The organism is Burkholderia seminalis DSM 23518 (assembly GCF_902832885.1).
Lineage (GTDB): Bacteria > Pseudomonadota > Gammaproteobacteria > Burkholderiales > Burkholderiaceae > Burkholderia > Burkholderia seminalis.
This window is the reverse complement of record NZ_CADFDK010000015.1, coordinates 13766-28801: the sequence shown is the minus strand read 5'-3', so window position 1 is coordinate 28801 and position 15036 is coordinate 13766. Positions and strand designations below refer to the sequence as shown.

The following is a 15036-nucleotide window of genomic DNA, read 5'->3' as shown; positions in this document are numbered from 1 at the left end:
CGGGCGGGCGGCGCGACAGGCAGCGGGCCTGCACGGCGGAAGCTGACGCGGGGCGCGTCAAAAAAGTCGTGGGGTATTATATGGCAAGACGTTCCCCCCTCCGCCGAGTTTCATGACGCCCCCATCCGCCGCATCCCAGCCCGACGCCCGCCTCGACGCCCTGACCGCGTGGCTGCAACCGCTCGCCGAGCGCTATGCCCTCGACCTGTCGACCCTCGCGCCCGCGTCGTCGGACGCCAGTTTCCGCCGCTATTTCCGTGTCGCCTCGGCCGCGAGCCCCGGCGGCACGCTGATCGCCGTCGACGCGCCGCCGCCCGAGAAGTGCCGGGAATTCGTCCAGGTCGCGCAGCTGCTCGCCGCGGCCGGCGACCACGTACCGGACGTGCTGGCCCACGATTTCGACGCGGGCTTCATGCTCGTGACGGACCTCGGCCGCACGTCGTACATCTCGGTGCTCGACCCGGCCGACCCGGTCGCCGCGCGGCCGCTGATGCGCGACGCGCTCGACGCGCTGATCCGCTTCCAGCTCACGTCGAAACCCGACGTGCTGCCGCCGTTCGACGAAGCGTTCCTGCGCCGCGAAATGGAGCTGCTGCCCGAATGGTTCGTCGGCCGTCATCTCGGCAAGCCCGTCACCGACGCGATGCGCGGCACGCTCGACCGCACGTTCGCGCTGCTGGTCGCGAGCGCCCATGCGCAGCCGCAGGGTTTCATGCTGCGCGATTTCATGCCGCGCAACCTGATGGTCTGCGAGCCGAATCCGGGGGTGCTCGACTTCCAGGACGCCGTCTACGGGCCGTTGACGTACGACGTCGTGTCGCTGCTGCGCGACGCGTTCGTCAGCTGGGACGAGGAGTTCGAGCTCGACTGCTTCGCGTACTACTGGGAAAAGGCGAAAAAGGCCGGCCTGCCGGTCGATCCCGATTTCGGCGAGTTCTACCGCCAGCTCGAATGGATGGGGCTGCAGCGCCACATCAAGGTGCTCGGCCTGTTCGCGCGCATCAACTACCGCGACGGCAAGCCGCACTACCTGAACGACCTGCCGCGCTTCCTGACCTATGCGCGCAAGGTCGCGCTGCGCTACCGCCCGCTCGTGCCGTTCGCGAAGCTGCTCGACGAGCTCGAGGGCAACGCGCCGGCCGACGTCGGCTATACGTTCTGACCGTCCTCACGCCCAGTCGAACATGAGCACTACCCTGACCACGGCGATGATCTTCGCCGCCGGGCGCGGCGAACGGATGCGCCCGCTGACCGACACCCGCCCGAAACCGCTGCTCGAAGCCGGCGGCAAGCCGCTGATCGTGTGGCAGATCGAGGCGCTCGCACGCGCGGGCATCGAGACGATCGTGATCAACCACGCGTGGCTCGGCGAGCAGATCGAAGCCGCGCTCGGCGACGGTTCGCGCTGGGGCGTGCGGCTCGCGTATTCCGCCGAGGGCGACGCGCTGGAAACGGCCGGCGGCATCGCGCAGGCGCTGCCGCTCATCGAGCGCGACGGGCAGCCGGCCGTGTTCGCGGCGGTCAGCGGCGACGTGTACTGCGCGTTCGACTACCGGACGCTCGCGCCGGACGCCGCGCGGATGGCCACGCTCGATACGCCCGCGATGCACCTCGTGATGGTGCCAAACCCGCCGTTCCACCCGGCCGGCGATTTCGCGCTCGGCGGCGATGGCCGCCTCGCGCTCGACGGCGCCGCGCGCGTCACATTCGGCAACATCGGCCTGTACGACACGCGGATGTTCCGCGATCTCGTGCCCGGCACGCGGCGCGCGCTGACGCCGTACTACCGCGCGGCGATCGAAGCCGGCCGCGCGACCGGCGAATTGTACGAAGGTATCTGGGAGAACGTCGGCACGCCCGCGCAGCTCGGCGAGCTCGACGCGCGGCTGCGCGCCGCGGGCTGACCGGACGGCGGGCCGCCCCGCACGACAGCGCGTCGTGCAGCGCCGCCCGTTGTTACACGGCCTCGGCCTCCTCGCCGCCGGCCGCCGCGCGCTGCTGCTGCAGCGCCCACATCTGCGCATACAACCCGTCCGCGCGCACCAGTTCGTCGTGCGTGCCGCGCTCGACGATCCGGCCGTGATCCATCACGAGGATCTGCTGCGCGTGCACGACCGTCGACAGCCGGTGCGCGATCACGAGCGTCGTGCGATGCCGCGCGATCTGGTCGAGTTCGTGCTGGATCGCGCGCTCCGAGCGCGAATCGAGCGCCGACGTCGCCTCGTCGAACAGCAGCACCGGCGGATCCTTCAGCAGCGTGCGCGCGATCGCGACGCGCTGCTTCTCGCCGCCCGACAGCTTCAGCCCGCGCTCGCCAACCGGCGTGTCATAGCCCTTCGGCAGGCTTTCGATGAAATCGTGGATGTGCGCGGCGCGCGCCGCCGCGACCACCTCGTCGCGCGTCGCGGTCGGCCGGCCGTACGCGATGTTGTAGTAGATCGAGTCGTTGAACAGCACGGTGTCCTGCGGCACGATCCCGATCGACGCGCGCAGCGAATCCTGCGTGACGTCGCGGATGTCCTGGCCGTCGATCCGGATCGCGCCGCCCGCCTGGCGGTCGAGATCGTAGAAACGGAACAGCAGGCGCGACAGCGTCGATTTCCCCGAACCGCTGTGGCCGACCACCGCGGTCGTCGTGCCCGCATCGATCGTGAACGTCACGTCGTGCAGGATCGGCCGCGCCGGCTCGTACGCGAAGTTCACGTGCTCGAAGCGCACCTGCGCGCCGGCCACCGCGAGCGGCCGCGCATCGGGCCGGTCGGCCACTTCCTTCGCGGCCGACAACAGCCCGAACATCCGGTCCATGTCGGTGAGGCTCTGCTTCAGCTCGCGATACACGACCCCGAGGAAGTTCAGCGGAATGTACAGCTGCAGCATGAACGTGTTGATCAGCACGAGATCGCCGAGCGTCAGCTTGCCCGCGAGCACGCCCTGCGTCGCGCGCCACAGGATGAACACCAGCCCGGTGCCGATGATCGCCTGCTGGCCGAAGTTCAGCACCGACAGCGAGTTCTGCGAGCGGATCGCGGCCTTGCGGTAGCGCTTGAGGTTCTCGTCGTAGCGCTGCGCCTCCCACTCCTCGTTGCCGAAGTACTTCACCGTCTCGTAGTTGATCAGCGAATCGATCGCCCGCGAGTTCGCGCGCGAATCGAGTTCGTTCATCGTGCGGCGGAAATGCGTGCGCCAGTTGGTGACCTTCACGGTAAACACGATGTACGTGACCAGCGCCGCGAACGTCACGTACGCGTAATAGGCCTCGTACTTGACCACGAAGAAGCCGAGTACGAGCCCGACCTCGACGAGCGTCGGGAGGATGCTGTACAGCGAATACGAAATGAGTTGCTGGATGCCGCGCGTGCCGCGTTCGATGTCGCGCGACATGCCGCCCGTCTGGCGTTCGAGATGGAATCGCAGCGACAGCCCGTGCAGGTGCCGGAACACCTGCAGCGCGAGCTGGCGCACCGCGCTTTCGGTGACCTTCGAAAACAGGATCTCGCGCAGCTCGGTGAACAGCGACGTCGACAGCCGCACGAGTGCATACGCGACGACCAGCAGCCCGACGCCGCCCGCGAGCACGATGCCGGCCGACTGCTCGGCGCGCCCGAGCGCGGTGATCTGCTGCACGTAGGACAGGTGGTCGACGATGCGCTTCATCACGATCGGCACGCCGAGGTTCGCGACCTTCGCGCCGATCAGGCAGCCGAGCGCGAGCGCGACGCGCCATTTGTAGGTGGCCAGGTACGGCAGCAGCGACCGGATGGTCTGCCAGTCGTTGCGAGGCCCGGTCGAAGCCGGCGCGGGCTCGCCGGAAGCAGGAAATCGGCGCATGGGGGAGTCTCTGTGGCGAGGCACGGCACGTGGTTCGACGGCCGGCTCGCGCGCTTTCTCGTACAATTTGCGAACGTTGTATTGTCGCAGAAGCCGCTTCGCGCCGCTGCCGGCGGCCTCGCCGGCCCGCCTGCGCGCGGCGGCCCATTTATTACAGGATGAAAGCCCCCGTCATGACCGATTCGACCCTCGAACTCCCGCAGAAGCAGCCCGCGCTGCGCGTCGTCCCGCAGCCGCACGACGCGAACGTCCACGGCGACGTGTTCGGCGGATGGATCATGTCGCAGGTCGACATCGCCGGCTCGATCCCCGCGAGCCAGCGCGCGAACGGCCGCGTCGCGACGGTCGCGGTCAACTCGTTCGTGTTCAAGCAGCCGGTGTTCGTCGGCGACCTGCTGAGCTTCTATGCCACCATCATGCGCACCGGCAACACGTCGATCACGGTCGACGTCGAGGTGTACGCGCAGCGCATGCGCCTGATGGGCGAAGTCGTGAAGGTCACCGAAGCGACGCTCACGTACGTCGCGACCGGCACGGACCGCAAGCCGCGGCCACTGCCGCCGCTCTGACCGGCGCGCGCCGCGGCCGCGCGGCGCATGGCCGCGTCAGTGCGTGGCCGTCAGCCCGAACTCCCGCATCGCGGGCAGGAAATCGTGATTCAGCTTCGGCTTGCGCGACAGCTTCACCAGCACGTAGCGCTGGAACGGCGCGAGCCGCTGCCACTGCGCGAGCGCGGGCGCGGTCAGCCCGGCCAGCGCGCTCTGCTGCACGAGCGATTCCGGCACCGCGTCGACGGTGCGCCAGGCCGGCTGCTCGTCCGGCTGGAACCATGACGGTTCCAGATCCGCATGCGTGCGCAGCATTTCGAACAGCGCATGATCGAAGTTGGGCTCGATCGCGGTGTCGTCGTCGGCCGGGAAGCGCGCGAGCAGCTTGCGGTCCTCGAGCGGCAACAATTGCCACTGTTCGAGCGAAATCCGCAGACCGAAGCGGTCGAGATTGAAACGCACGATCATCGGGATGTACGTGAAGTTTTCCGACGAATCGTGTTCGAAGTTGAAGAGCAACGGAGCGTCGCTGAGTCCCATGGTCGTTACCTGACGTGGCGGATGCCGGCGCGGCCGGCCTGCCTGGGGTATTTTAGAACCTCTGCGCGCGGGCGGCGGCACGATTGTCGCCGGCCGTGCCTCGAATCAACGGGAGTGCTCGTGAATCCGACCAAGATCGATCAACCGCGCGACGCGCTGCGCGACGAACCGCGCGGCGCGATCGAACTGCCCGTGCGCCGCACGCGCGGCGGCACCGTGGAAACCGCGCACGACCACGTGGGCCAGGAATGGCCGGTCGCGCTCGTGTTCAACGGTATTTCGCACGCGGTGATGATGTGTACGCCGTGCGACCTCGAGGCGTTCGCGGTCGGCTTCGCGATCTCGGAAGGGATCGTCGCGCGCGGCAGCGACATCAAGGACATCGAGGTGATCCTGCACGCCGATGCACCGCTGCCGCATGCGGAAGTGCATCTGGAGGTCGTCCAGCAGGCATTCGCCGCGCTGAAGGACCGGCGCCGCGCGCTCGCCGGGCGCACCGGCTGCGGCGTATGCGGGATCGAAAGCATCGACCTGCTCGACCTCGCGCCGGAGCGCGTGCCCGACACCGGCTTTCTGGCACGCCTCGCGCCCGACGCGCTCGCGCGCGCGGCGCACGGGCTGCCGTCGCACCAGGCGCTCACGAAACTGACCGGCGGCCTGCACGCGGCCGCGTGGTGCGATGCAACAGGCGCGATCCGGATGGCATTCGAGGATGTCGGCCGCCACAACGCGCTCGACAAGCTGATCGGCTCGCTCGTGCTGTCGCGCGCCGACGCCACCGACGGTTTCGTGTTCCTGTCGAGCCGCGCGAGCTACGAGCTGGTGCGCAAGGCCGCGCGAGTAGGCATCCCGCTGGTCGCGACGATCTCCGCGCCGTCGTCGCTCGCGATCGAGATCGCGAAGGCGGCCGGCCTGCGGCTCGTCAGCTTCTGCCGCGAAACCGGCTACGTCGACTACGGCACGGCGTGACCGCAAGCGCGGGCGCGGGCCGGCGATCCGCCGCCGGCACGGCCTGCTCCGTCAGTCGAACTGACGAAAATCCGGCTTGCGCTTCTCGAAGAACGCCGTCATCGCCTCGCGCGCTTCCGGCGCGCGCAGCATCGCGGCGAAGTGGCCCGCTTCCTCGGCCATCCGCGCCGACGTCGCCACGCCGCCCGTCTCCTTCAGCAGCGCCTTCGTCACCCGCAGCGACGACGCCGGCAGCGCCGCGAGCTTGGCCGCCTGCTTCGCCGCGAACGCGTCGAGCTCGGCCGCCGGCAGCACGCGGTTGACGATGCCGATCCGGTGCGCTTCCAGCGCGTCGAACGCCTCGCCGAGCAGCAGCTTCTCGGCGGCGACCTGATGGCCGGCCAGGCGCGGCAGCAGCACGCTCGACGCGGCTTCCGGGCAAAGCCCGAGCTGCGCGAACGGCAGCGAGAACGTCGCGGTGTCGGCCGCGTAGACCAGATCGCAGTGCAGCAGCATCGTCACGCCGACGCCGATCGCGAGGCCCGGCACCGCGGCCACGATCGGCTTGCTCGCGCTGCTGATCCGCGCGAGAAACTGGAACACCGACGCGGTGTCGTCCTTCGGCGGCGACTTCAGGAAATCCTCGAGATCGTTCCCCGCGCTGAAATTGCCGTCGCTGCCGCGCAGCAGGATCACGCGAATCGCCTTGTCTTCCTGCGCGTCGGCGAGCGCATCGGCCATCGTCTGGTACATCGCCGCCGTCAGCGCGTTCTTCTTCGCCGGGCGCGCGATCGTGATCGTCATCACGCCTTCGGCGCGTTCCACTTGAATTTCGGCCACAACCGTCTCCTTGACTTTCCTCTATCGGAATGAAAAAACGGTGCGAGAGCTCGTGGCCCGCGCACCGTCGTCGCCTTTCGTCGCGTCCCGCTTACAGGCGTTCGATGATGCCCGCGGCGCCCATGCCGGTGCCGACGCACATCGTGACCATCCCGTACTTCAGGTTGCGGCGGCGCAGGCCGTGCACGACGGTCGCCGCGCGGATCGCGCCGGTCGCGCCGAGCGGGTGGCCGAGCGCGATCGCGCCGCCCATCGGGTTGACCTTCGACGGGTCGAGACCGAGATCGCGCATCACCGCCAGCGACTGCGCGGCGAATGCCTCGTTCAGCTCGATCCAGTCGAGATCGTCCTGCTTCAGGCCGGCGGCCTTCAGCGCGGCCGGAATCGCTTCCTTCGGGCCGATCCCCATGATTTCCGGCGGCACGCCGCGCACCGCGAAGCTCACGAAGCGCGCGAGCGGCGTCAGGTTGAATTCCTTCAGCACCTTCTCCGACACGACGAGCAGCGCGCCCGCGCCGTCCGACGTCTGCGAGCTGTTGCCGGCCGTGACCGAGCCCTTGTTCGCGAACACCGTGCGCAGCTTCGCGAGGCCTTCGAGCGACGTGTCCGCGCGCGGACCTTCGTCGAGCTTGATCTCGCGCGTCTTCACGTCGACTTCGCCGGTCGCGAGGTTCGGGAAACGCTCGCTGATCGTGTACGCGGCGATCTCGTCGTTGAACTCGCCGGCCTGCTGCGCGGCCAGCGCCTTGCGGTGCGACTCGACCGAGAACGCGTCCTGGTCGTCGCGGCTCACCTTCCACTGCTCGGCGACGCGCTCGGCCGTCAGGCCCATCCCGTACGCGATGCCGAAGTCTTCGCTGCGATCGAAGATGTGCGGCGACATCGACGGCTTGTTGCCCATCATCGGCACCATGCTCATCGATTCGCAGCCGCCCGCGAGCAGCGCGTCCGATTCGCCGACGCGGATGCGGTCGGCCGCCATCGCGAGCGCGGTGATGCCCGACGCGCAGAAGCGGTTGACCGTCACGCCGCCGACCGTCTGCGGCAGGCCCGCGAGCAGCGCGCCCATGCGCGCGACGTTCAGGCCCTGCTCGGCTTCGGGAATCGCGCAGCCGATGATCGCGTCCTCGATCACCTTCGTGTCGAGGCCCGGCACCTGCGCGACCGCCGACCTGATCGCGTGAACCAGCAGCTCGTCGGGGCGCGTGTTCTTGAAGACACCGCGCGGAGCCTTGCCGATCGGGGTGCGGCTGGCGGCGACGATGTATGCGTCTTGCAGTTGTTTGCTCATTTCAGACTCCTTGTCTGCTCGCTCAGTTACGCACCGGCTTGCCGGTCTGCAACATGCCCATGATCCGTTCCTGCGTCTTCTGCGTGCCGAGCAGCTCGACGAACGCGCGGCGCTCCAGCGCGAGCAGCCACTGCTCGTCGACGAGGCTGCCGGCTTCGACGTCGCCGCCGCACACGGCTTCGGCGATGCGGCTCGCGATCAGGTAGTCGTGGTCGCTGATGAAGCGGCCGTCACGCATGTTGACGAGCGATGCCTTGATCGTCGCGATCGCCGAGCGGCCCGCCACCGGCACGTCCTTCGCGCGCAGCGGTGCGCGGTAGCCGGTGGCGGCCAGCGCGCGCGCTTCCTTCTTCGCGGTGTCGAGCAGTTCGAACACGTTGAAGACGATCGTGTCGGACGGCTTCACGTAGCCCATCGCGCGTGCGTCGTGCGCGGACGCCGAGACCTTCGCCATCGCCGCGTTCTCGAACGACTTCGTGACGAACTTCAGGATGTCGGTGGTCGCGTTGGCGGCCGTCGCGGCATCCGCCGCGCGCAGCGCCGCTTCCTTCAGGCCGCCGCCCGCCGGCACCAGGCCGACGCCCACTTCGACGAGACCGATGTAGCTCTCGACGTGCACGACGCGCTTCGCGCTGTGCAGCATCAGCTCGCACCCGCCGCCGAGCGCGATGCCCGATACGGCCGCGACGACCGGCACGTTCGCGTACTTCACGCGCAGCATGCCTTCCTGGAACTTCTTCACGAACGGCTCGATACCCTTCGCGCCGCCCATCATGAACGCCGGCATCGCCTCCTCGAGGTTCGCGCCGGCCGAGAACGGGCCGCCCGGCGTGCCGAGCTTCAGCGACGTCGGCTGCCAGATCACCACGCCCTTGTAGTCCTTCTCCGCGAGCTCGATCGCCTGCACGAGGCCGTCGATCACGCTCGGTCCGATCGTGTTCATCTTCGACTTGAACGACACGATCACGACGTCGTCCTCACCCGCACGGTCGTCGACCCATGCGCGCACGGCATCGGTCTCGAACAGGGTCTTGCCGTAGGTCTTCGGATCGGCGCCGGCTTCGCCGATGAGCGGCGCGCGGAACACCTGCTTGTCGTAGACCGCGAGGTCCGAACGCGGCACGAAGCGCTTCGCGGCGGGCGCCCACGAGCCTTCGGCCGTGTGCACGCCGCCCTTCTCGGCGACCGGGCCTTCGAGCACCCACGACGGCAGCGGCACGTTTGCCAGCGCCTTGCCGGCCGCGATGTCTTCCTGTACCCACTCGGCGACCTGCTTCCAGCCGGCGGCCTGCCAGCCTTCGAACGGGCCTTCGTTCCAGCCGAAGCCCCAGCGGATCGCGAGGTCGACGTCGCGCGCGTTGTCGGCGATCGATTCGAGATGCACGCCGATGTAGTGGAACACGTCGCGGAAGATCGACCACAGGAACTGCGCATGCGGATGATCCGTTTCGCGCAGCAGCTTCAGGCGTTCCGCCGGCGGACGCTTCAGGATGCGGCCGACGGTTTCGTCCGCCTTCGCGCCCGAGTCGACGTAGGTGCCGGTCTTCGCGTCGAGCACCTTGATCGCCTTGCCTTCCTTCTTGTAGAAGCCGCCGCCCGTCTTCTGGCCGAGCGCGCCCTGCTTCACCAGTTCGGCGAGCACGGCGGGCGTCTGGTAGACCGGGAAGAACGGATCGTCGGCGAGGTTGTCCTGCATCGTCTTGATCACGTGCGCCATCGTGTCGAGGCCGACCACGTCCGCGGTGCGGAACGTCGCCGACTTCGCGCGGCCGAGGCGGCTGCCCGTCAGGTCGTCGACTTCGTCGAAGCGCAGGCCGAACTTCGCGGCCTCGGTGATCACCGCGAGGATCGAGAAGATGCCGACGCGGTTCGCGATGAAGTTCGGCGTGTCCTTCGCGCGCACGACGCCCTTGCCGACGACGCTCGTCAGGAACGTCTCGAGCTGGTCGAGGATCTCCGGGCGCGTGTGCGCGGTCGGGATCAGTTCGACGAGGTGCATGTAGCGCGGCGGGTTGAAGAAGTGCACGCCGCAGAAGCGCGACTTCAGCTCGTCCGAGAACCCTTCGGACAGCTTCGTGATCGACAGGCCCGACGTGTTGGTCGCGAAGATCGCGTTCGGCGCGATGTGCGGCGCGACCTTCTTGTACAGGTCGTGCTTCCAGTCCATCCGCTCGGCGATCGCTTCGATCACGACGTCGCATTCGGCCAGCTTCGCGATGTCGTCCTCGTAGTTCGCCGCTTCGAGGTATTTCGCGTCGTCCTTCACGCCGAACGGCGCGGGCGACAGCTTCTTCAGGTTCTCGATCGCCTTCAGCGCGATCGCGTTTTTCGGGCCTTCCTTGGCCGGCAGGTCGAACAGCAGCACCGGCACGCGCGCGTTGACGAGGTGCGCGGCGATCTGCGCGCCCATCACGCCGGCGCCCAGCACGGCGACCTTGCGAATCAGGAAATTGCTCACGGGATGTCTCCGGATAGTGTCGTGCAGCGCGGGATGTGAGGGCTGCACGGCGAAGTGAGTACCAGGAACCGTTGCGTTCGGGCGGCGCGCGGCGCGCCCCGCCCGGACTCGCGTCAGAACAGCGATTCGTCGACTTCCATCAGCGTCTTCGAGCCGGCGCGCGCCGCGCGGATCGTCGACGCCGTCTCGGGCAGCAGGCGCGCGAAGTAGAAGCGGGCCGTCGCGAGCTTCGACTTGTAGAACGGGTCGCCCGACGCTTCGTTGTCGAGCGCGAGGCGTGCCATGCGCGCCCAGAAGTACGAGAACACCAGGTGGCCGACGGTACGCAGGTACGGCACGGCGGCGGCACCGACTTCGTCGGGGTTCTGCATCGCCTTCATGCCGATTTCCATCGTCAGCTTCTGCACCTTGTCGCCGATGTCGGCGAGCGGGTTGATGAACTCGGCCATTTCCGGCTTCACGCCTTCGGCTTCCGCGAATTCCGTCACGAGCTTGCCGAACTTCTTCAGCTTCGCACCCATGTCGCCGAGCACCTTGCGGCCCAGCAGGTCGAGCGACTGGATCGAGTTCGTGCCTTCGTAGATCATGTTGATCCGCGCGTCGCGCACGTACTGCTCCATGCCCCACTCGGAGATGAAGCCGTGGCCGCCGTAGATCTGCATCGCGTGGTTGGTCGACTCGAACGCGTTGTCGGTCAGGAACGCCTTGATGATCGGCGTGAGCAGCGCGACGAGGTCGGCCGCTTCCTTGCGCACCGCTTCGTCGGCGTGCGACAGTTCCTTGTCGATCTGCAGCGCGGACCAGTACGTGAACGCGCGCGCGCCTTCCGCGTAGGCTTTCTGCGTGAGCAGCATGCGGCGCACGTCCGGGTGCACGATGATCGGGTCGGCCGGCTTGTCCGGTGCCTTCGGGCCCGTCAGCGAACGCATCTGCAGGCGTTCCTTCGCATACGTGAGCGAGTTCTGGTACGCGACTTCCGTGAGGCCGAGGCCCTGCATGCCGACGCCGAGGCGCGCGGCATTCATCATCACGAACATCGCGTTCAAGCCCTTGTTCGGCTCGCCGACCATCCAGCCCTTCGCGCCGTCGAGGTTCATCACGCACGTCGAGTTGCCGTGGATGCCCATCTTGTGCTCGATCGAGCCGCACTTGATGCCGTTGCGCTCGCCCGGCTCGCCCGCCGCGTCGGGGATGAACTTCGGCACGATGAACAGCGAGATCCCCTTCGTGCCTTGCGGCGCGTCCGGCAGGCGCGCGAGCACGAGGTGGACGATGTTCTTCGACATGTCGTGCTCGCCGCTCGAGATGAAGATCTTCGTGCCGCTGATCGAGTACGAGCCGTCGCCGTTCGGTTCGGCCTTGGTGCGCAGGATGCCGAGGTCGGTGCCGCAGTGCGGCTCGGTCAGGCACATCGTGCCCGTCCATTCGCCCGACACGAGCTTCGGCAGGTATTGCTTCTGGAGTTCCGGCGCGCCGTGCGCGTGCAGGCATTCGTACGCGCCGTGCGACAGGCCCGGATACATCGTCCATGCCTGGTTCGCCGAGTTCAGCATTTCGTAGAGCGCGTTGTTCACGAACGCGGGCAGGCCCTGGCCGCCGTAGTCCGGATCGCAGCCGAGCGCCGGCCAGCCGGCCTCGACGTATTGCTGGTAGGCCTCCTTGAAGCCGGTCGGCGTCTTCACGACGCCGTCGCCTTCATACGTGCAGCCTTCGCGGTCGCCGACCTGGTTCAGCGGGAACAGTACCTCGGAGCAGAACTTGCCCGCTTCCTCGAGGACCTGGTTGATCGTGTCGGCGTCGAGGTCCGCATGCTTGGGCATTTGCTTGACTTCGGCTTCGACGTTCAGAAGCTCGTGCAACACGAATTGCATGTCGCGCAGCGGCGCGGCGTACTGTCCCATGACTCTCTCCAAAGGTGGGCAAAACGGCTCGAGCTCCTGGCGGGCGGGTCACGCGCCGCTAACGGCTCTCGCTCTGATACGAAACAATCGTCTTTTCCAGCGCGGCCCACGTGAGGCGCACGGCGTCCGGCGAATGCAGGAAGCGCGCGTCGTGATGCAGGCCGAGCGTGAAGCTGTACAACTCGAAGAGCATCAGGTCCGGATCGGTATCCGCACGCAGATGGCCTTCTTCCTTCGCCTGCGAAATGGCACGCAGCATCGCGGCACGCCAGGCCGTCACGCTCGCGATCAACTGCTCGCGCACGGGGCTGTCAGGCCGGTCGTCGTACTCGACGGCACCGCTGATGTAGATGCATCCCGTCGTCACCTCCTGGATGCGCTTCTCCGTCCAGCGGGCCAGCATCGCCCGAAGGCGCGGCAAGCCTCGCGGCTCGCGCAGGCTCGGAAAGAACACCTCGTTTTCGAAACGATGGTGATACTCGCGGACGACCTCGACCTGCAGGTCCTCGCGCGATCCGAAGTGCGCGAACACACCGCTCTTGCTCATCTGCATGCGCTCGGCCAGCAGGCCGATCGTCAGCCCCTCCAGCCCGTCACGGCTGGCGAGGTCCAAAGCAGCTTCAAGTATCGCGGCACGCGTCTGTTCGCCTTTTCGCATAGCTATTTCTGTAACCGTTCGGGGGTTCGAATAAAATCGAACGGCCGTACTATTATTGAGTGCGGCCGCTCGCGAAACAAGGAAATTATTAGAAACCGGTGTCTAACCGAGCCGCTATTTTGCGCGATTCCGGCGGGACCGGAGCGGCTTTTCCGCACGAACGTGCGGACAGATATTCTGAAGCGAATGCTTAGTCTGCGTCAGTCGTAACCGCCGACCGTCAGCGCCTTCATCACGAGACGATACGCGGTGTACGCGAGCCAGTTCAGCAGACGCTCGAGGCGCGGGCGCGCCGCGAAACGCGCGGCGTCGATTTCCCGGCCATCGGCGAACGCGGCGGCGATCGCGTCGCGCAATTCGTTCGTGACTGCATCGTAGCGCACCAGCACGACGTTCGCTTCATTGTTCAGCATCAGGCTCAGCGCGTCCAGGTTCGACGAGCCGACCGTCGCCCAGTTGTCGTCGATCACGGCGACCTTGCCGTGCAGCATCGTCTTGTCGTATTCGGCCACCCGCACGCCCGCGCGCAGCAGCGCGTGATAGAGGAACGGCACGGCCGTGTCGAGCGCCGCGAACTCCTTGCGGCCGATCAGGATCCGCACGTCGACGCCACGCCGCGCCGCGCCCGTCAGCGCGCGGCGCAGCTTGCGGCCCGGCATGAAGTACGGATTCGCGAGCAGGATCCGCTGGCGCGCCTGGCCGATCGCCGCGAGATACGCCTTTTCGATCGCGCGGCGGTTCACGACGTTGTCGCGCGCGACGAACGCGACGCTCGGCTCCGTCACGACCCTGAGCGCGCCGGCCTTGATCCACCGGTGGCTGCGCATCCAGCGCCGGAACATGTCGGGAAACGCCTCGCCGCCGTGCAGGCCGGCCGCGTACTGCGCATACGGCTTGTGGCCGAACTGGATCCGGTGCCACTGCAGCTCGAACGCGGCGCGCACGTCGGACACCGCCGGCCCGGCCATCTCGACCGCGAAATCCCAGCGCGGAAACGGCAGCGTCGCGCTGCCCTGCGTGTAGTCGTCGACGATGTTGATGCCGCCGCAGAACGCGGCCGCATGATCGATCACCGCGAGCTTGCGGTGCGTGCGCGAGAAGCCGAAACGGCCGAACAGGAAGCGGTTGTAGATGCAGTGCTCGACACCGGCCTCGGCCCACGTGTCGAACAGCGGCAGGCGCGCGGTGCCGACGCCGTCGGTGATCACGCGCACACGTACGCCGCGCTGCGCCGCGCGGATCAGCGCGTCCGACACCGGCCGGCCGGCCGCGTCGTCGCAGAAGATGTAGGTTTCGAGCATCACCTGCTCGCGCGCCGCATCGATCCGCTCGATCAGCGCGTGGAAGAATTCGCCGCCGGTTTCGCACAGCCGCACGGTATTGCCGGTCGTGAACGCGAGCCGCGATGCGGAGCCGCGTTCCTGCAGGAACATCTGCCGCAATTGCGCGAAGCGCTTGCGGGCCTCCGCCGTCATGCGGACGAGCCGTGCGGCGCGCGCGACAGGGCCACGCGCGCGGGCAGTTGCAGGATCGCCTCGGCGTTCGACGGCGAGAAACAACGCGCGGCCGCCTCGCGGAACGGCAACCACGCATGGTCGACATGCTCGCGCGGCGACAGCGTGACGTCGACGCGCCCCGGCACGCACAGGCCGAACCAGTGCTCGACGTTGCGCGTGACGCCCGGTGCATAGCGGTGCAGGTATTGCGGATAGATCGCGTATTCGATCCGGTGACGCCAGTCGACGAGCGCGGCGGCCGGCACGCCGGGCGTGCCGACGGCGATGCCGGTTTCCTCGGCCACTTCGCGCGCGGCCGTCACCGCGAGCGGTTCGTCGAGTGCGTCCTTCGAGCCGGTGACCGATTGCCAGAAATCGGGCTGGTCGGCACGCTTGATCACGAGCACATCGAGGTCGGTCGTGTAGATCACGACAAGAACGGATTCGGGGATTTTCGGCGGCTTCGTCATCGTTGTTTCATGCGGCACGGGGCCGTGCGACGGCAATGTGCTCCGAACGTACGGCAAG

General features: G+C 67.6%; 13 protein-coding genes. 4 read left to right on the top strand and 9 right to left on the bottom strand.

Annotation, left to right across the window (positions count from 1 at the left end; all coding sequences use genetic code 11):
- The first annotated feature begins 112 nt into the window (after positions 1-112).
- Positions 113-1162, top strand: a complete 1050-nt coding sequence (locus tag HWX00_RS30890; protein ID WP_059560502.1) for an aminoglycoside phosphotransferase family protein — start codon at positions 113-115, stop codon at positions 1160-1162.
- Between the two features lie 22 nt (positions 1163-1184).
- Positions 1185-1904 carry an N-acetylmuramate alpha-1-phosphate uridylyltransferase MurU gene (gene murU / locus HWX00_RS30885; protein ID WP_175027334.1) on the top strand — a complete coding sequence of 240 codons (720 nt, stop codon included), beginning with the start codon at positions 1185-1187 and terminating at the stop codon, positions 1902-1904.
- A 52-nt stretch (positions 1905-1956) separates the two neighbouring features.
- Here murU and HWX00_RS30880 read toward each other — a convergent pair whose 3' ends face one another.
- Positions 1957-3828 carry an ABCB family ABC transporter ATP-binding protein/permease gene (locus tag HWX00_RS30880; RefSeq protein ID WP_059560505.1) on the bottom strand — a complete coding sequence of 624 codons (1872 nt, stop codon included), beginning with the start codon at positions 3826-3828 and terminating at the stop codon, positions 1957-1959.
- Between the two features lie 173 nt (positions 3829-4001).
- On the opposite strand from HWX00_RS30880, the gene HWX00_RS30875 reads away from it, so the two are divergent.
- Complete coding sequence (locus HWX00_RS30875; RefSeq protein ID WP_049032057.1) at positions 4002-4397, top strand: acyl-CoA thioesterase; 396 nt, start codon at positions 4002-4004, stop codon at positions 4395-4397.
- Positions 4398-4433: 36 nt separating this feature from the next.
- Here HWX00_RS30875 and HWX00_RS30870 read toward each other — a convergent pair whose 3' ends face one another.
- The gene (locus HWX00_RS30870; RefSeq protein WP_034189010.1) at positions 4434-4916 is read right to left on the bottom strand and encodes a nitrate reductase associated protein; all 483 of its coding nucleotides are present in this window, start codon (positions 4914-4916) and stop codon (positions 4434-4436) included.
- 114 nt (positions 4917-5030) lie between these two features.
- Between HWX00_RS30870 and fdhD the strand changes: the two genes are divergently transcribed.
- On the top strand, positions 5031-5885 hold the full coding sequence (gene fdhD, locus HWX00_RS30865) for a formate dehydrogenase accessory sulfurtransferase FdhD (protein WP_059560508.1): 855 nt from the start codon (positions 5031-5033) through the stop codon (positions 5883-5885).
- Between the two features lie 51 nt (positions 5886-5936).
- Here fdhD and HWX00_RS30860 read toward each other — a convergent pair whose 3' ends face one another.
- The 7 genes from HWX00_RS30860 to nudB form a co-directional block, all read right to left on the bottom strand.
- The gene (locus tag HWX00_RS30860) at positions 5937-6704 is read right to left on the bottom strand and encodes an enoyl-CoA hydratase (protein WP_059560510.1); all 768 of its coding nucleotides are present in this window, start codon (positions 6702-6704) and stop codon (positions 5937-5939) included.
- 91 nt (positions 6705-6795) lie between these two features.
- Positions 6796-7995, bottom strand: coding sequence for an acetyl-CoA C-acyltransferase (locus HWX00_RS30855; RefSeq protein ID WP_034189008.1), 1200 nt, complete (start codon positions 7993-7995; stop codon positions 6796-6798).
- A gap of 22 nt (positions 7996-8017) precedes the next feature.
- Positions 8018-10453 carry a 3-hydroxyacyl-CoA dehydrogenase/enoyl-CoA hydratase family protein gene (locus HWX00_RS30850; protein WP_069706266.1) on the bottom strand — a complete coding sequence of 812 codons (2436 nt, stop codon included), beginning with the start codon at positions 10451-10453 and terminating at the stop codon, positions 8018-8020.
- Positions 10454-10566: 113 nt separating this feature from the next.
- Entirely contained in the window at positions 10567-12354 is a 1788-nt protein-coding gene (locus HWX00_RS30845) for an acyl-CoA dehydrogenase C-terminal domain-containing protein (RefSeq protein WP_034189006.1), read from the bottom strand.
- A 58-nt stretch (positions 12355-12412) separates the two neighbouring features.
- Positions 12413-13012, bottom strand: coding sequence for a TetR/AcrR family transcriptional regulator (locus HWX00_RS30840; protein WP_006751498.1), 600 nt, complete (start codon positions 13010-13012; stop codon positions 12413-12415).
- Between the two features lie 200 nt (positions 13013-13212).
- Positions 13213-14487, bottom strand: coding sequence for a cardiolipin synthase ClsB (gene clsB / locus HWX00_RS30835; protein ID WP_034189005.1), 1275 nt, complete (start codon positions 14485-14487; stop codon positions 13213-13215).
- Positions 14484-14978: a dihydroneopterin triphosphate diphosphatase gene (gene nudB / locus HWX00_RS30830; RefSeq protein ID WP_175027333.1), complete on the bottom strand. Its 495-nt coding sequence runs from the start codon at positions 14976-14978 to the stop codon at positions 14484-14486. Before nudB ends, clsB begins: the two co-directional genes overlap by 4 nt.
- Positions 14979-15036: the final 58 nt, after the last annotated feature.